15 protein-coding genes are annotated in these 15,977 nt (G+C 68.5%); 6 read left to right on the forward strand and 9 right to left on the reverse strand.

Translation table 11 applies throughout. The features are described from left to right. The first annotated feature begins 27 nt into the window (after positions 1-27). From CK625_RS05375 to CK625_RS05395, 5 genes are read left to right on the forward strand one after another with little or no spacing between them, the layout of a single operon-like run. Positions 28-1,350, forward strand: a complete 1,323-nt coding sequence (locus CK625_RS05375; protein ID WP_095539270.1) for an O-antigen ligase family protein — start codon at positions 28-30, stop codon at positions 1,348-1,350. Then, positions 1,347-2,486 carry a glycosyltransferase gene (locus CK625_RS05380; protein ID WP_238945534.1) on the forward strand — a complete coding sequence of 380 codons (1,140 nt, stop codon included), beginning with the start codon at positions 1,347-1,349 and terminating at the stop codon, positions 2,484-2,486. The genes CK625_RS05375 and CK625_RS05380 overlap by 4 nt, the downstream gene beginning before the upstream one ends. Continuing rightward, positions 2,483-3,538, forward strand: a complete 1,056-nt coding sequence (locus CK625_RS05385) for a glycosyltransferase family 2 protein (RefSeq protein ID WP_095539271.1) — start codon at positions 2,483-2,485, stop codon at positions 3,536-3,538. Before CK625_RS05380 ends, CK625_RS05385 begins: the two co-directional genes overlap by 4 nt. Next, positions 3,535-4,611: a glycosyltransferase family 32 protein gene (locus tag CK625_RS05390; RefSeq protein WP_095539272.1), complete on the forward strand. Its 1,077-nt coding sequence runs from the start codon at positions 3,535-3,537 to the stop codon at positions 4,609-4,611. Before CK625_RS05385 ends, CK625_RS05390 begins: the two co-directional genes overlap by 4 nt. After that, complete coding sequence (locus CK625_RS05395; RefSeq protein ID WP_172425093.1) at positions 4,601-5,680, forward strand: glycosyltransferase family 32 protein; 1,080 nt, start codon at positions 4,601-4,603, stop codon at positions 5,678-5,680. Before CK625_RS05390 ends, CK625_RS05395 begins: the two co-directional genes overlap by 11 nt. 188 nt (positions 5,681-5,868) lie before the next feature. Here the strand turns inward: CK625_RS05395 and CK625_RS05400 are convergent, their stop codons facing one another. Next, a complete protein-coding gene (locus CK625_RS05400) occupies positions 5,869-6,759 on the reverse strand; it encodes a fructose bisphosphate aldolase (RefSeq protein ID WP_095539274.1) in 891 nt (296 codons plus the stop codon). Positions 6,760-7,041: 282 nt separating this feature from the next. Next, a complete protein-coding gene (locus tag CK625_RS05405; protein WP_172425094.1) occupies positions 7,042-7,932 on the reverse strand; it encodes an META and DUF4377 domain-containing protein in 891 nt (296 codons plus the stop codon). Positions 7,933-8,134: 202 nt separating this feature from the next. Between CK625_RS05405 and trpC the strand changes: the two genes are divergently transcribed. Further along, positions 8,135-8,941, forward strand: coding sequence for an indole-3-glycerol phosphate synthase TrpC (gene trpC / locus CK625_RS05410; protein WP_095539276.1), 807 nt, complete (start codon positions 8,135-8,137; stop codon positions 8,939-8,941). Between the two features lie 36 nt (positions 8,942-8,977). Here the strand turns inward: trpC and hprK are convergent, their stop codons facing one another. The 7 genes from hprK to CK625_RS05445 form a co-directional block, all read right to left on the reverse strand. Next, positions 8,978-9,964: an HPr(Ser) kinase/phosphatase gene (gene hprK / locus CK625_RS05415; protein ID WP_095539277.1), complete on the reverse strand. Its 987-nt coding sequence runs from the start codon at positions 9,962-9,964 to the stop codon at positions 8,978-8,980. Between the two features lie 15 nt (positions 9,965-9,979). Beyond that, positions 9,980-10,459, reverse strand: a complete 480-nt coding sequence (locus CK625_RS05420; protein ID WP_095539278.1) for a PTS sugar transporter subunit IIA — start codon at positions 10,457-10,459, stop codon at positions 9,980-9,982. A 231-nt stretch (positions 10,460-10,690) separates the two neighbouring features. Next, on the reverse strand, positions 10,691-11,026 hold the full coding sequence (hpf, locus tag CK625_RS05425) for a ribosome hibernation-promoting factor, HPF/YfiA family (protein ID WP_095539279.1): 336 nt from the start codon (positions 11,024-11,026) through the stop codon (positions 10,691-10,693). Positions 11,027-11,326: 300 nt separating this feature from the next. Beyond that, on the reverse strand, positions 11,327-13,117 hold the full coding sequence (locus CK625_RS05430) for an acyl-CoA dehydrogenase (RefSeq protein ID WP_095539280.1): 1,791 nt from the start codon (positions 13,115-13,117) through the stop codon (positions 11,327-11,329). Between the two features lie 169 nt (positions 13,118-13,286). Further along, positions 13,287-14,219 carry an electron transfer flavoprotein subunit alpha/FixB family protein gene (locus tag CK625_RS05435; protein ID WP_095539281.1) on the reverse strand — a complete coding sequence of 311 codons (933 nt, stop codon included), beginning with the start codon at positions 14,217-14,219 and terminating at the stop codon, positions 13,287-13,289. A gap of 20 nt (positions 14,220-14,239) precedes the next feature. After that, positions 14,240-14,992, reverse strand: coding sequence for an electron transfer flavoprotein subunit beta/FixA family protein (locus tag CK625_RS05440; protein ID WP_095539282.1), 753 nt, complete (start codon positions 14,990-14,992; stop codon positions 14,240-14,242). 166 nt (positions 14,993-15,158) lie between these two features. Then, entirely contained in the window at positions 15,159-15,944 is a 786-nt protein-coding gene (locus tag CK625_RS05445; RefSeq protein ID WP_172425095.1) for an enoyl-CoA hydratase, read from the reverse strand. Between the last annotated feature and the right edge of the window lie 33 nt (positions 15,945-15,977).

Below are 15,977 nucleotides of genomic sequence, written 5' to 3' on the forward strand. Positions count from 1 at the left end.
TATCCAGGCCTTGCCGTGTCCACCCGCATGCCCCCCTTTTGGCCCCAGCGCCTGAGCAGTGCATCGGCGCTGCTGATCCCTGCGCTGGCGCTGTGGCTGCCCTCGGGCTATTCCTGGGGCGCGGCGCTTTTGCTGCTGGGCGCGCTGTGCAGCCTGCGGCATTGGCCGCGCATGCCGGTCGATGCGCCCACGCGCTGGCTGGCCGCAGCCGTGGTGCTGATGGGCCTGGTGTGGATCTTTCTCTCCGACCCGGCCGAGGGCCTGGGCCGCTGGGATCGGCCGATCAAATTCCTGCTGGCCCTGCCCTGCCTGTTGTTTGCCGCCGCCTACCCGGCCAGTCCGCGCGCCTTGTTCTGGGGCGTGCTGCTGGGCTGCCTGGGCGCGGGCGGCATTGCCCTCTGGCAAGTGTTCGTGCTCGATTACTGGCGCGCCACAGGCACGACCAATGCCATCCAATACGGCAATCTGGCCTTGCAGCTGGCGGTGATGCTGGCGGCGCTGAGCTGCGGCACGCTGTTCACGCGCGGCCGCTGGGCCAGGCCGCAGCAGCGCGGCCTGATGGCATTGGCCCTGCTGGCGATGTTGGCCGGTTGCATGGCCTCGGTGCTGTCGCTCTCGCGCGGCGGCTGGCTGGCCTTGCTGCTGGCGCTGCCGCTGGCCCTGGCGCTGGCCAAAAATGCCCGCCCGGCGCTGGCGCTGGGCCTGGGCGGCGCCTTTCTGGCGTCGATGACCATGGTGGCAGTGGCCAAGCCGCAGATGCTCAACGAGCGCTGGCAGCGCACCGTGGGCGAGGTGGCCCAATTCGAGGCCCAGCACGGGGCCGACAGCTCCATCGGCCAGCGCCTGGAGCACTGGCGCCTGGCCTGGGACATGGGCCTGGAAAAACCCCTGCTGGGCTGGTCGGTGCCCGGCTACATGCAGGAGAAGCTGCTGCGCGTGCAGGCCGGGCAATACCGCCCCGCCATCCTGCAATACCAGCATGTGCACAACGAAGTGCTGGACGTGTTCGTCAAGACCGGGCTGGTGGGCGTGGCGGTGCTGGGCTTTTTCTATCTGGTGCCGCTGTGCGTGTTCTGGCCGCGGCGCAGCCACCGGCCGCGCCATGACGGCGGCTGCGGGCCACGCCTGCAGGCGCTGCAGGCCCAGCAGCGGGCCCTGGAGCTGGCCGGGCTGAGCCTGCCGGTGATGTTTGCCGGCTACGGCATCACGCAGGTGTTTTATGCCCACAACAGCGGCATCATGTTCTACCTGTTCATGACCATCGCGGTCTGGAGCTGTCTGCGCGGCGTGCGCCAGCAGATCGCCCAGCTCACCGCCAGCGCGCCGGCCGCACCGGCTGTCACGCCGTGACCGCGCCGCGCCGCCCCAGCCCTGGCGAGCGCCCGCGCGTGCTGCATTTCGTCACCGGCGGCTTTTCCGGCGCCACGCAGGTGGCCATCGACCTGGTGCGCGCGCACCTGCACAGCGGCCAGTTCGAGCCCCGGCTGGTGCTGCGCCGCAAGCGCCAGACGCCGCCGGACAAGGTGGCCGCGCTGCGCGCGCAAGGCCTGCCGGTGGACGTGGTCAGCGGCTGGAGCCACTGGGCCACGATCTGGCAGCTGCGGCGCATCTGCCTGCAGTGGCAGCCCGACATCCTGGTGGCGCACGGCTTCAGCGAACACCTGTGGGGCCGCTACGCCGGGCTGTGGGCCCAGGTGCCGCTGCTGGTGCACGTGGAGCACAACAGCCGCGAGCGCTACACCCCCTGGCGGCTGGCCCAGGCGCGCTGGCTGGCGCGGCGCACGGCCTGCATCATCGGCTGCTCCCAAGGGGTGCGCGACAGCCTGCTGGCGCTGGGCTTCGCGCCGGAGAAAACCATCGCCATCCCCAACGGCATTGCGCTGCAGCCCTATGCCCAGGCCGATGCCCTGCCGCTGGCGCAGCGCAGCCCCGGGCTGGTGATGGTGGCGCGCTTTGCCCGGCAAAAAGACCACGCCACCTTGCTGCACGCCCTGGCCGTGCTGCGCCAGCGCGGCCTGCAGCCCACACTGTGGCTGGCCGGCGGCGGCAGCCAGCGCCTGCAGCGCCGCGCCCGGGCCCTGGTGCAACAACTGGGCCTGGGCGGGCAGGTGCAGCTGCTGGGCCGCTGCGACGACGTGCCCGGCCTGCTGATGGGCCAGCGCATTTGCGTGCTTTCCAGCCACTACGAAGGCATGCCGCTGGCGCTGATCGAAGGCATGGCCGCCGGCTGCGCCGTGGTTGGCTCGCGCGTGCCGGGCATTCAGGAAGTCATCGCGCACGAGCGCAATGGCCTGCTGGCCGCCCCCGGCGACCCGCAGGCGCTGGCCGATGCGCTCGAGCGCCTGCTGCGCGAGCCGGCCTGGGCCGCCAATCTGGCCGCGCAAGGCCGCCGCGATGCCCAGGCGCTCTACAGCCAGCAGCGCATGCAGGCCGCCTACGAGGCGCAGTTCCTGCAGCTGCTCACCCAAGGCAGGCCCGCACCATGAGAGAGCGCCCCTGGCTGAGTGTGCTGGTGCCTGTCTACAACGTGCAGGACTACCTGGGCGAGTGCATCGCATCGCTGATGCAGCAGCTCAAGGGCGTGCCCGGCGTGCAGGTGCTGCTGCTCGACGATGCCTCCAGCGACGGCTCGGCCGCGCTGGCCCGGCAGCTGCAGGCGCGCTGGCCCGGCGCGCTGCAACTGCTGCACCACCCGCACAACCAGGGTCTGAGCGCGGCGCGCAACAGCCTGCTGGCCGCCAGCAGCGGCGCCTACATCTGGTTTCTCGACTCCGACGACTTCCTGCAGCCCGGCGCCATCGCCAGCCTGCGCCAGACCATCCAAAGCCACGCCCCGGATCTGGTGCTGTGCGACTTCAGCCTGTGGCGCGCCCAGCCGCGCCTGAAGCACCGCCTGCGCGGCGAAGCGCACCGGCGCAGCTTCCACGGCCCGGCGCGCACCCTGCTGCGCGATCGCACGGCCTTGCTGCAAGGCATGCTGCTGGGCAGGCAAATGCACGCCTGGTCCAAGATCGCCCGCCGCGAGCTGTGGCAGGGCCTGCAGTTCCCGCCCGGGGCCTATTTCGAGGACATGGCCACCATGCCCCGGCTGCTGCTGCGCGCGCGCAGCGCCATCCACCTGCCCGAGCCCTGGGTCGCCTACCGCCAGCGCGCCGGCAGCATCCTCTCGGGCATGAATGCCGCCAAGGCCGCCGACTTGTCGCGCGCGCTGCGCCCCTTTGTGCAGGACTGGCGCCACTGCGCCCAGGCCGAGCCGCAGCTGGCCAGCGACGCCATGCGCTTTGCCATCGCCCACCTGGCGGCGCGCAACTACCTGGGCGCGCTGCGCGCCCTGCAGCACGCCGCTCTGCCGCCTGCCCAGGCCCAGGCGCTGGCTGGGCAATTCGCGCAGGACTACCTGGCCTGCAGCCCGCTGCCGCCTGCTGCCCTGCTGCGCGGCTACCTGCGCCGCGGCTGGCTGCTGCGCTACGCGCGCACACGCCAGGCCGCGCTGGCCGCTGCTGCCGCGGCACAAGACAACGCACAGACTGCCGCATGAGCGCCCCTGCCCCCGCCACGCCGCCCATCGGCCCGTCAACCAACCCGCCGGCCAACCCGCCAGCCCTGGGCTGGCGCGTGCGCGGCGAGCTGCTGCTGGCGCGCCTGCTCAAGCGCTGGTACGGCTGGCGCCGCCCGGCGCTGCCGCCCTGGCAGGCGCCGCCGGCCCAGCTCTGGCAGATCGGCGCGCCCGCACCGGCAGCGCCAACGCCAGCGCCGATCCCGCGCATCCTCTGGACCTATTGGGACAGCGCCGCCCCGCCGCCCTTGATCGAGTGCTGCCTGGCCAGCTGGCGCCAGCACCACCCGCACTGGCGCATCGAAGTGCTGGACCTGGCCCGCGCGCGCGCGCTGCTGCCCCATTTGCCTGCGGCGCTGCTGGCCGACTCGCCCCAGAAACTGGCCGACTGGCTGCGCCTGGCGCTGCTGCAGCGCCATGGCGGCATCTGGCTGGACGCCAGCACCATCCTCACCGCGCCGCTGGACTGGGTGCTGCAGGCCCAGCAGGCGCACGGCAGCGAATACCTGGGCTTTTACCTGCAGCGCTTTACCACCTCGGCCCAATACCCGGTGGTGGAAAACTGGTTCATGGCCGCCGCGCCGGGCAGCGCCTTCGTTCATGCCTGGCAGCGCGAGTTCGACGCCGAAGTCGTGCCGCGCGGCAACAGCGGCTACCTGCAGCACCTGCAGGCCCTGGGCCTGCTGCAGGCGCTGCAGCAAGCCATCGACGCGCCAGAGTACCTGAGCATGCACCTGGCCGCGCAGCGCGTACTGCAGCGCGGCGATGCCCGCTACCGCCTGACGCTGTGGCCGGCCGAGGCCAGCGCCTTCGCCTACCACGTGCAGGCCGGCTGGCAGCGCGCGCGCCTGAAAAAGCGCCTGTTCTTCATGCAGGCCGGCGCGGCCGTGGCGCCGCTGATCAAGCTGCGAGGGCCCGACCGGCGCAAGCTCGACCACTACCTGGCCGCCGGCCTGTACCTGCCAGGCAGCCTGGCCGGCCGCTATTTGATGGGCCAGCCTGCCAGCCCCAGGCCCGATGGCCCCACGCCCGACGACGACGCCCATGCCCGCTGACGCCCTGACCGCACTGCCCTCTGCCGCCCCAGGCGCTACCGCTGCCGCTGCCGCCGATACCCTCTGGGCCAGCGCACTGCTGCCGGGCCTGATCGGCTGCGCCCTGCTGCTGGCGCTGGGCGCGGCGGCGCTGGCGCTGTGGCTGCACCGCCATGCCCGCCTCCAGCCCCTGCCGACGCCGGCCGTGCGGCGCTGGCAGGCCGGCCCCGAGTCGACGGCCGATGCTGCGACCCGGGGCCTGCCAGCGCCCATCCCGCGCGTGATCTGGACCTACTGGCACGACGCCCAGCCCCCGCTGGTGGTGCAGCGCTGCATCGACGGCTGGCGCCGCCTGAACCCGCAGCACACCGTGCACCTGCTGCATGCCGGCAATGTGCGCCAGTTCCTGCCCGATCTGCCCCAGGCGCTGGCGCAGCTGAACATTGCCAAGCAGACCGACTGGATGCGCCTGGCGCTGCTGCAGCGCCACGGCGGCATCTGGCTGGATGCCTCCATCATCCTCACGCGCCCGCTGGACGACTGGCTGCCGGCGCTGCAACAGGCGCAGCGCGCCGATTTCGTCGGCTTTTACCTGGACGGCTACACCACCGCGCAGCACTTCCCGGTGATCGAAAGCTGGTTTCTGGCCGCTGCGGCCGGCAACCCCTTCATCGCGCAGTGGCTGGCGCGCTTTCATGCCGCCGTGGTCGAGCAGGGCACGGCCAACTACCTGCAGGCGCTGCGCCAGCAGGGGTGCTTTGCCCAGTACACGCAAAACATTGGCGAGCCCAGCTACCACACCATCCACGTGGTGGCGCAAGAGGTGCTGCACCAGGGCGTGGCCCAGCCCCCGGCGCAGCCCTGGCGGCTGGCGCTGCTGCGCGCCGAGGACAGCGCCTACTGGCTGCACCTGCAGGCGCGCTGGAAGCGCCGCCCGCTCTACGCCCGCCTGCTGTGGGCGCGCGGCGATGCCAGCTGCTGGCCCGCGCTGGTCAAGCTGCGCGGCGGCGAGCGCAGCAAGCTCGAGCCCTGGCTGCGCCGCAGGCGCTGGCGCGCCGGCAGCCTGGCCGGGCGCTTCCTGGCCGATTGAAAGCCCGCGCCGAGGCAACGGGCGTGGGGCCTGCACGTGGTGCCTGGGGCCGCCGCAGGCACAAAAAAACACTGCCGCAGCGCGCGCCCTGTGCAAAGGGCTTGCGCGCTGCGGCAGTGCTGGCGGGCCAGCTGCGGGCCTGGCAAGGCGGCCCGCAGTGCATGGCGCGGCACAGCGCAAATGGCCGATCAGGCGATCGAAGCCTGGTAGATGGATTCGATCGAATCCTCCAGCGCCTGGTTGAACTGGTCATCGCTTTGCTGCGCCGACAGGCCTTCGGTCAGTGCGCGGCTGAAGCTGGCGATCACGCCGGGGTTGCGCGCCAGCTTGGCATTGGCCTCCTGGCGGCTGTAACCGCCCGAGAGCGCCACGACCTTGAGCACGCTGGGGTGCGCCACCAGCTCGTCGAAGAAGCCGTCCACCGTGGGCAGCGTCAGCTTGAGCATCACCGGCGTGGCAGCGGGGATCTTGTCCAGGCGCTGCAGCAGGCCTTGCTTGAGCTCGACCTCGATGGCCTGCTTGTCGGCCGCCTTGATGTCCACCTCCGGCTCGATGATGGGCACCAGGCCCGCGGCCAGCACCTGCTGGGCCAGCTCGAACTGCTGGTCCAGCACTGCGGCAATGCCCGCCGGGTTGTTGGCCTTGATGACCGAGCGCTCCTTGGTGCCGAAGACGCCCTTGGCCTTGGCGCGCGCCAGCAGCTCGGCCAGGCCGGGGATGGGCTTCATCAGCTGCACGCCATCGGCCTCATCCTGCAGGCCCTTGTCGATCTTCAGAAAGGGCACAACGCGCTTGTCTTCCCACAGGTAGCTGGCTGCATTCTTGCCGTTGAAGTCGCGCTCGAGCGTCATCTCGAACAGGATCGCGCCCAGCACACGCTGGCCATCGAAGGCCGGGCTGCTGACGATGCGGGTGCGCATCTGGTGGACCAGATCGAACATCTGCGCCTCGCCGCTGTAGGCCGACTCCTCGATGCCGTAGAGCTTGAGCGCCTTGGGCGTGCTGCCGCCGCTTTGATCCAGAGCGGCGATGAAGCCCTGGCCGCTGGCGATGCGCTGCTGTTGTTCGGCTGTGGACATGGGTGCGTTTCTCCTTTGGTGCGAATGAATGACGACGGGGCAGGCCCTGGGCGACTCATCCAGCCATGACGCTGCGTTGTGCTCGCGCAATGTGTGCTGGCGCCTGCGGCCGACCACTGCAAAATCCAGCGCGCATTCTACCGGCCAGGCTGCACCGGCCAGCGCCTGTGCCCAGCCAGGGCGCGTGCTGGCCGTGGGGTAAAAAAAGCCGCCCTGGCGGGCGGCGTCTGTCGGCTCGGCTCAGGCGGCGGCGCTGCAAGGCCTGCGCGCCTGCTCACGGCCTCAAGGGCGCTGCGGTTGCACCCACTCGGTGCCCACGGTCTCGTCCAGCACGTACACATACGGGCTGGCAACCCCCGGGCGGCCGCCCCTGGCCGGATAGCGGTGGATGCGCAGCAGGCTGCGTACGCCTGGCTCATGGGTGAAGCCTTCGATGGGCTCATGAAACAGTTCCCACGGCCCGGACGACTGGCGCAGGCCCTGGGCGTCGAACTCGACGCGGCGCACCTCCAGGCACTGGCGCGTGCGGCCGGCCTCGCTGCAAGGCCGGGTGCGCGGGGCCACTTCCAGGAAGATGGTCTGCGGGGCTGCGCCATGGCGCGTGGCATGGGTGGGCGCGCCCTCGAGCTGCCACTGGCTGCCATTGGCAAACTCCAGCCGCAGCTGCGGCGCGTACGCCGGGCCGCTGATGCGCCAGCTGCGCACCTGCGGCAAGGCTGCCCCCAGCTGCTGCTCCAGCGTCATCAAGCGCTGGTCGGCGCAGGCCTTCTTGGTCTGCATGGGCACATCCACACGCAGCTGATCGGGCCCTGCCAAATAGGTGGCGCTCAGCAGATTGCACAGGCCGCTGACGCCCAGGTATTGGCCGTCAAAGCGCAGTTGCACCGGCGCGCGCAAGGCGCGCTGGCCCCGGCTGAACCAGGCGCCATCACGCCCGGTGACCGTGCGCAGCTGCCAGTGGAACGCCGTCAGCGCGTCCATGGCCTGCGCTGGCGCTGCGCCATGCGCCAGCGGCGCGCCAACATGGCCTGATGAACCGGCCTGGGCGAACAGATCGCGCTGCGGCGGCTGGGCCGGCTGGGCTGGCCCATTGCCGGGCGCGCCGGGCGCGCCAGCGACCCCGGCGCCAGTGGCGCAGGCAGTCAACATGCCGCAGCACAGTGCGGCCAACATGGCATGGAATCCGTATCGCATCCAACAGCCCTTTCCTCGTTCAAGCTTGCTCGTGATGGGCGGGCATGTACGCCAGCGCGCCCTGCGCGCCAGCGCCGCCGCCACAAAGGGTTGGCATCATAGCAAGGCCCCGGGCGCTGGCTGTGCCCGCCTGCGCATACACTGCGGCCTTTGCCTAATCTGCCCATACACCGCTGCCGCCATGTCCGACATCCTGGAAAAAATCATTGCCGTCAAGCATGAAGAGATCGCCGCCGCGCAAAAGCGCATGCCCTTGAGCGCCGTGCGCGCCGATGCCGAAAGCCGCGTGCTGACGCGCGACTTCGAGGGCGCGCTGCGCGCCAAGATCGCCCAGGGCCAGGCCGGCGTCATTGCCGAGATCAAGAAGGCCAGCCCCAGCAAGGGCCTGCTGCGCGCCGATGCGCAGTTCATCCCTGCGGACATCGCGCAAAGCTACGCCCAGGGCGATGGGCGCACCAGCGCCGCCTGCCTGTCGGTGCTGACCGATCGGCAGTTCTTCCAGGGCAGCGTGGACTATCTGAAACAGGCCCGCGCCAGCGTCGATCTGCCGGTGCTGCGCAAGGATTTCATGGTCGCGCCCTACCACATCTACGAATCGCGGGCCATGGGCGCCGATGCCGTGCTGCTCATCGCCGCGGCGCTGGACGATAGATTGATGGCCGAGCTCGAAGCCATTGCGCTGTCGCTGGACATGGCGGTGCTGGTGGAGGTGCACGACGCCCATGAGCTCGAGCGCGCGCTGCGCCTGAAAACCCCGCTGCTGGGCATCAACAACCGCAATCTGCGCACTTTCGAGACCCGCCTGCAGACCACGCTGGAGCTGCAAAAGCACCTCCCGCCCGAGCGCCTGCTGGTGACCGAATCGGGCATTGCCACGGCGGCGGATGTGCAGCTGCTGCGCGAGGCCGGGGTGCACGCCTTCCTGGTGGGCGAGGCCTTCATGCGCGCGCCCGAGCCCGGCCTGGCCCTGGCGCAGTTGTTTGATTGAAGGGGCCGCAGGCGGGGCCGGGCGTTTCAGACGCTTTCAGTCGGAGGTTGGCCGCTGCGGATCGCCGGGCTCGGGCAGCGCATCGGCCTGCATGGCCAGGCGCTGGCGGCGGGTGAACTCCTGGTAGGTGTCGATGCCGCGCAGCTGCAGGATGTAGTTGCGCACCGCCGCCTCGACCAGCACGGCGATGTTGCGCCCGGCCATGACCTGGATGATGGCCTTGCGCACCGGCACGCCCAGGATGGATTCGGTCAGCGGCTCGTGCGGCAGGCGCTCGTAGTCGCGCTCCATGGTTTCGCGGCGCACCAGATGCACGATCAGCCGCAGCCGCATGCGGCGGCGCACCGCGGTTTCGCCAAAGATGGCGCGAATGTCGAGCAGGCCGATGCCGCGTACTTCCAGCAGGTTCTGCAGCAGCTGCGGGCACTTGCCCTCCAGCGCGTTCTGGTTGATCTGCACCACGTCGACGATGTCGTCGGCCACCAGGCCGTGGCCGCGTGTGATCAGCTCCAGCCCCAGCTCGCTCTTGCCCAGGCCGGATTCGCCAGTAATGAGCACGCCCACGCCCAGGATGTCCATGAACACGCCGTGCAAGGTGGTGCTGGCCGCAAACAGCTTGAAGAGGTAGCTGCGCAGCACGTCGATGACGTAGGCCGAGGATTCGGCCGTGGCGAACATGGGGATTTGCGCCGTCTCGCACATCTCCAGCAGGGCCTGCGGCGCCTGCTGGCCATCGGCCAGGATCAGCACGGGCGGCTCCAGCTGCGTGATGCGCGCCACGCGGCGCACGCAATCGGCCTCGGTGGCATTGGTCAGATAGCGCACCTCGGACTCGCCCAGCACCTGGGCGCGAAACGGATGGATGTAGTTCAGATAGCCGACCAGGTCGGCACTGGCGCGCGCCGAGCGCAGCGCGCGCTCATCGAAGCGCCGCGCATAGGCGCTGCGCCCCGCAATCCAGCGCCATTGCAAGGCCTGCGCGAATTCATCGAACAGGGCCTGGGCGCTGACGGTGTTGAGCATGTGGGCGCGGGCCTCTTATTGCACCTCGGCCGGCAGCTGGCTGGAGTGCCAGTTGGCCACCAGGCTGTGCAGCTGCTGCGCATCGCTGGCATGGATCATGGCCTCGCGCAGATCCACATCGCTGAGCAACTCGGCAATTTCCGAGAGGATTTCCAGGTGCTTTTCGGTGGCCGCCTCGGGCACCAGCAAGAAGATCAGCAGGCTGACCGGTTGCTCGTCGGGCGCGTCAAAACCGATGGGCTGCGCCAACTGGAAAATGGCCGCCATCGGCGCATGCAAGCCCTTGATGCGGCCATGCGGAATGGCCACGCGGTGCCCAAGGCCAGTGGAGCCCAGGCGCTCGCGCGCGAACAGGCTGTCGGTGACGACGGCGCGCGAGAGGCCATGCAGGGTTTCAAACAGCAGGCCAGCTTCTTCGAAAGCACGTTTCTTGCTCGTGACTTCGACATGCACCAGCACGCGCTCGAGAGGCAGGATGGAGGCTAGACGGTTCATAAGTGGGGGGGGATTATGCCTATACAGCCCAGCGGCCCTTCAATCTCTCGGTATTTCCCCTAATTGGACTTGACATTCACCATGCATTGACAGTCAAGCCCAGTGTTTGATATTGGGGGGCAGCCAACATGCCCCACCAACACGCCCCATCAAACACCAAGCCCGCCAGGGCAAAGCGCCAGGGCGGGTTTGTCGTTGGATCAGTTCTGCTCAAGTGCTTTCAAAGTGCCTTCAAGCAGAAATGGTCTTCTTGTGGGCCTGATGGTCATGCTCCTTGAGCTTGTCCTTGAAGCGCACCACTTGGCGGTCGAGCTTGTCCACCATTTCATCGACGGCTGCGTACAAATCCTCATGCGCGGTCTTGATGTGGATGTCGCCGCCCTTGAGCAGCATGGTGCATTCGGCCGTCTGGCGCCCTTGCTTTTCCTTGGTGTTCTCCAGCCCCAGCACCACCCTCACATCGATCAACTGGTCGAAGCGCTTGGCCACGCGCGCGAGCTTGCTTGTGACGAATTCACGCAATGCAGGCGTGACTTCCAGATGGTGTCCGCTAATGGTCAGGTTCATAAGACTTGCTCCTTTCGTGATGATCGGCGCCAGCGCATTTTGCCCACTGAGCGTCAATGCACCGGCAGGCAAAAGCCCAAGCTGGCTTTTTGCTCAGCGCCTCGCGCGGGCTGGGCGCCCGGCCCGCACAAAAGCCTGAAGATGCACTATGCGCCGCCGCTGCGTTTTCCGCAATAGAGGCTCACCCGCAGAGTCTGCCAAACCGCACCATGCAGGGTGCATCACTGCAGCGCGCGCGCAGTGCCTGGCAGGCCAGGCGCTGTGGCGCAACTGCGTAATGCCCTTCATCGCGCCATGCGATCAAAAGCCATCGAGCGGCAGCTCGGTGACGCTGTGCGCACCATTGACGATGGCGTCGCGCAAGGCCTTGGTGCGCGGCAGGATGTGCTCGGCGTAGAAGTGCGCGGTGGTGATCTTGGCGTCGCAGAAGGCCTGATCCTGGCCCTTGGCGCGCTCGGCCTGCGCGGCCAGCAGGGCGCGGCCCAGGTTCCAGCCTGCCACCAGGTTGCCAGCCAACATCAGGTAGGGCACGGAGCCGGCGTAGGCGGCGTTGGGGTTTTCGCGGCTGTTGGCAACGATGAAGTCCACCACGTCCAGATAGGCTTGGCGGGCAGCGGCCAGCTCACGCGCCACGGCCTGGGCTGGCTCCGTGCCCAGCGCAGCGAGCTCCTGCTCGGTCTTGGCAATGCGCTCGGCAATGGCTTTGGCGACCTGGCCGCCGTCACGGCCGGTCTTGCGCCCAACCAGGTCGTTGGCCTGGATGGCGGTCGTGCCTTCGTAGATGGTCAGGATCTTGCAGTCGCGGTAGTGCTGGGCCGCGCCCGTTTCCTCGATGAAGCCCATGCCGCCGTGCACCTGCACGCCCAGCGCCGTGACTTCCTGGCTGATCTCAGTGCTGTAACCCTTGACCAGCGGCACCATGAATTCGTAGAAGGCCTGGTTTTCCTGGCGCACCTGGGCGTCCGGGTGGCGGTGCGCAGCGTCGTAGGCGGCCGCGGCCGTCAGCGCCGTGGCGCGCGTGCCTTCGGTCAGGGCGCGCATGGTCATCAGCATGCGGCGCACATCCGGGTGGTGGATGATGGGCGCGCTGCCCTTGACCGAGCCATCGACCGGGCGGCTTTGCACGCGCTCGCGCGCATAGGCCACCGCCTGCTGGTAGGCGCGCTCGGAGACGGCAATGCCCTGCACGCCCACGGCATAGCGGGCGGCGTTCATCATGATGAACATGTACTCCAGGCCGCGGTTTTCCTCGCCCACCAGGTAGCCGATGGCCCCGCCGTGGTCGCCAAATTGCAGCACGGCCGTGGGGCTGGCCTTGATGCCCAGCTTGTGCTCGATGCTCACGCAGTGCACGTCGTTGCGCTCACCCAGCGAGCCATCGGCATTGACCAGGAACTTGGGCACCACGAACAGGCTGATGCCCTTGACGCCCTCGGGCGCGCCGGCCACGCGGGCCAGCACCAGGTGCACGATGTTCTCGGCCATGTCGTGCTCACCGTAGGTGATGAAGATCTTGGTGCCAAAGACCTTGTAGCTGCCGTCGGGCTGCGGCTCGGCGCGCGAGCGCACCAGCGCCAGGTCGGAGCCGGCCTGCGGCTCGGTCAGGTTCATGGTGCCGGTCCACTGGCCAGAGATGAGCTTTTCCAGGTAGGTGGCCTTGAGCGCATCGCTGCCGGCGGTCAGCAGCGCCTCGATGGCGCCATCGGTCAGCAGCGGGCACAGCGCGAAGCTGAGGTTGGCGCTGTTGAGGATTTCCTGGCAGGCCGCGCCAATGGTCTTGGGCAGGCCCTGGCCGCCGAATTCGGCATCGTGCTGCAGGCCCTGCCAGCCACCCTCGGCGTACTGCGCGAAGGCCTGCTTGAAGCCCGGCGAGGTGGTGACCTGACCATCCTTCCAGCTCGAAGGCTGGGTGTCGCCCACGACGTTCAGCGGGGCCACGACGTCCTCATTGAACTTGGCGCATTCCTGCAGCACGGCCTGGGCCGTGTCCAGGCCGGCTTCCTCGAAGCCGGGCAGCTGGGCCACGGCCTCGATGTTGGCCAGGTGCTCGATGTTGAACAGCAAATCTTTGACTGGGGCTTTGTAGCTCATGGAAATACCTCGACGGCAGGGCGCGGCACGCACTGCGGCCGCGCCTCACATGGAAAGAAAAGAAAAAATGGCATCGCCAGGGATGCCATTCATTGGGTTTGGGCGGCTGGCCTGCATCCTGGGGCCCGCCATGGCAAGGCCCTGCCAGAGCCGCCCGCACCCGGGAGGATTACAGCTTCTCGATCAGCTCGGGCACGGCGGTGAACAAATCGCCCACCAGGCCGTAATCGGCCACGGAGAAGATCGGCGCTTCCTCGTCCTTGTTCACGGCGACGATGACCTTGGAGTCCTTCATGCCAGCCAAGTGCTGGATGGCGCCGCTGATGCCCAGCGCGATGTACAGCTCGGGCGCGACGATCTTGCCGGTCTGGCCGACCTGCAGGTCGTTGGGCGCGTAGCCGGCATCGACTGCGGCGCGGCTGGCGCCGATGGCTGCGCCCAGCTTGTCGGCCAGCGGGGTGATGACTTCCTTGAACTTCTCCTCGCTGCCCAGCGCGCGGCCGCCGGAGACGATGATCTTGGCTGCCGTCAGATCGGGGCGGTCGCTCTTGCTCACTTCGCGGCTGACGAAGCGGCTCTTGCCCGAGTCGGCCACGGCGGCGACGCTGTCCACTGCGGCAGAGCCGCCGCTGGCGGCCGCGGCGTCAAAGCCGGTGGCGCGCACGGTGATGACCTTCTTGGCATCGCCGCTTTGCACGGTGGCGATGGCGTTGCCGGCGTAGATCGGGCGCTCGAAGGTGTCGGCGCTGACGACCTTGGTGATGTCGGAGATCTGCGCCACGTCCAGCTTGGCGGCCACGCGCGGCGCGGCGTTCTTGCCGCTGGAGGTGGCAGGAAACAGGATGTGGCTGTAGGCATCGGCCACGGCCAACACCTGCGCGGCCAGGTTTTCGGCCAGGCCATTTTCCAGCGCTGCGCCGTCGGCGTGCAGCACCTTGCTCACGCCGGCGATCTGCGCGGCGGCCTTGGCGGCCTCGCCCGCGTTGTGGCCAGCGACCAGCACATGCACCTCACCGCCGATGGCGGCGGCCGCAGCGACGGTGTTGAGCGTTGCCGCCTTCAGGCTGGCGTTGTCGTGTTCGGCAATTACGAGTGTCGTCATGGTGTCTTGTCTCCCGTCGATCAGATGACCTTGGCTTCGTTCTTGAGCTTGTCGACCAGCGTGGCCACGTCCGGCACTTTGATGCCGGCGCTGCGCTTGGGCGGCTCACTGACCTTGAGGGTCTTCAGGCGCGGCGCCACATCCACGCCCAGGTCGGCGGGCTTGATGGTCTCCAGCGGCTTTTTCTTGGCCTTCATGATGTTGGGCAGCGTCACGTAGCGCGGCTCGTTCAGGCGCAGGTCGGTGGTGACCACCGCCGGCAGGTTCACGGCAACGGTCTCCAGGCCGCTGTCGACCTCGCGGGTGACGGTGGCCTTGCCATCGGCCAGCTCGACCTTGGAGGCGAAGGTCGCCTGCGGCAGATCGGCCAGCGCGGCCAGCATTTGGCCAGTCTGGTTGGAGTCGTCATCGATGGCCTGCTTGCCCATGATGACCAGGCCCGGCTGCTCCTTGTCCACCAGCGCCTTGAGCAGCTTGGCCACGGCCAGCGGCTGCACCTCGTCGGCGGTCTCGACCAGAATGGCGCGATCAGCGCCAATGGCCAGGGCCGTGCGCAGGGTTTCCTGCGCCTGGGTCACGCCGATGGAAACGGCGACGACCTCGCTGACAGCGCCTTTTTCCTTCAGGCGCACGGCCTCTTCCACTGCGATTTCATCGAAGGGGTTCATGCTGTGCTTGACATTGGCAATGTCCACACCGCTGTTGTCGGACTTCACGCGCACCTTGATGTCTTTATCGACCACGCGCTTGACGGGTACCAGGACCTTGGTCATTTCGTTGTCTCTCCTAATGGGGAAGCCCTGCCTTGGCGAGAGGATTTCGGCTTCAGGTTTTGAAAAATCGCAACGCGAGGCATTCTAGGGCCTGTTCGCGGCTGCGCCGGCCAAACGCGCCGCTGGCTGCGGCGCGATCGTGAAAAGGCTTTTGAAGCCTCTGCCTTCACAAGTCCTGCCAGCGCGGCGGGCGCTTTTGCGCGAAAGCCTGCGCGCCCTCTTGCGCGGCCGCGTCCATCATGTTGATGGCCATGGTCTGGGCGGCAAGCTGGTAGGCCGCCTCCAGCCCCATTTCCTGCTGGGCGTAGAGCAGCTCCTTGCCGCGCGCGATGGAGATGCGCGGCTTGGCGACGATGGCATCGACCAGGGCCTGCACCGCTGCATCGAGCTGCTCGGCCGGCACGACGCGGTTGAGCAGCCCGGCCTGCAGAGCCTGCTGCGCCGAGAGGAATTCGCCCGTGAGCAGCATTTCCATGGCTTTCTTCAGCGGCACGTTGCGCACCAGCGGCACGCTGGGCGTGGAGCAAAACAGGCCGTACTGGATGCCGCTGACGGCAAAGCGCGCGCTGTCGCTGGCCACGGCCAGATCGCACTGCGCCACCAGCTGGCAGCCGGCGGCCGTGGCAATGCCATCGACCTTGGCGATGACCGGCACCGGCAGGCGGTGGATGGCCAGCATGAAGCGACTGCACTGCGCAAACAGCGCCTGGTACCAGGCCAGCTGCGGGTGGGCGGCCATGTCCTTGAGGTTGTGACCGGCGCAAAAGGCCTTGCCGTTGCCGGCGATGACCACGGCGCGCAGCTGCGCATCTGCGGCCAACGTCTGAAACTGTGCGATCAGCGCCTCCAGCATCTGGCCGCCCAGCGCGTTGAAACGGCCCGGGTCGTTGAGCGTGAGCTGCACCACGCCATGGGGCTGGCGCTCGACCAGCAGCAAGTCCTCTGAAGCCATGCGGTCCTCTCCTTCCATGCGCGCGCCGTCCTG

Source organism: Vandammella animalimorsus, assembly GCF_002285265.1.
Lineage (GTDB): Bacteria > Pseudomonadota > Gammaproteobacteria > Burkholderiales > Burkholderiaceae_C > Lampropedia.

Excerpts from the sequence above, each read along its gene's own strand:
- CK625_RS05375 (WP_095539270.1), top strand. The coding sequence starts at position 28 with ATGCCCCCCTTTTGGCCCCAGCGCCTGAGCAGTGCATCGGCGCTGCTG.
- CK625_RS05385 (WP_095539271.1), top strand. The coding sequence starts at position 2,483 with ATGAGAGAGCGCCCCTGGCTGAGTGTGCTGGTGCCTGTCTACAACGTG.
- CK625_RS05390 (WP_095539272.1), top strand. The coding sequence starts at position 3,535 with ATGAGCGCCCCTGCCCCCGCCACGCCGCCCATCGGCCCGTCAACCAAC.
- CK625_RS05395 (WP_172425093.1), top strand. The coding sequence starts at position 4,601 with ATGCCCGCTGACGCCCTGACCGCACTGCCCTCTGCCGCCCCAGGCGCT.
- CK625_RS05400 (WP_095539274.1), bottom strand. The coding sequence starts at position 6,759 with ATGTCCACAGCCGAACAACAGCAGCGCATCGCCAGCGGCCAGGGCTTC.
- CK625_RS05405 (WP_172425094.1), bottom strand. The coding sequence starts at position 7,932 with ATGTTGGCCGCACTGTGCTGCGGCATGTTGACTGCCTGCGCCACTGGC.
- trpC (WP_095539276.1), top strand. The coding sequence starts at position 8,135 with ATGTCCGACATCCTGGAAAAAATCATTGCCGTCAAGCATGAAGAGATC.
- hprK (WP_095539277.1), bottom strand. The coding sequence starts at position 9,964 with ATGCTCAACACCGTCAGCGCCCAGGCCCTGTTCGATGAATTCGCGCAG.
- CK625_RS05420 (WP_095539278.1), bottom strand. The coding sequence starts at position 10,459 with ATGAACCGTCTAGCCTCCATCCTGCCTCTCGAGCGCGTGCTGGTGCAT.
- hpf (WP_095539279.1), bottom strand. The coding sequence starts at position 11,026 with ATGAACCTGACCATTAGCGGACACCATCTGGAAGTCACGCCTGCATTG.
- CK625_RS05430 (WP_095539280.1), bottom strand. The coding sequence starts at position 13,117 with ATGAGCTACAAAGCCCCAGTCAAAGATTTGCTGTTCAACATCGAGCAC.
- CK625_RS05435 (WP_095539281.1), bottom strand. The coding sequence starts at position 14,219 with ATGACGACACTCGTAATTGCCGAACACGACAACGCCAGCCTGAAGGCG.
- CK625_RS05440 (WP_095539282.1), bottom strand. The coding sequence starts at position 14,992 with ATGACCAAGGTCCTGGTACCCGTCAAGCGCGTGGTCGATAAAGACATC.
- CK625_RS05445 (WP_172425095.1), bottom strand. The coding sequence starts at position 15,944 with ATGGCTTCAGAGGACTTGCTGCTGGTCGAGCGCCAGCCCCATGGCGTG.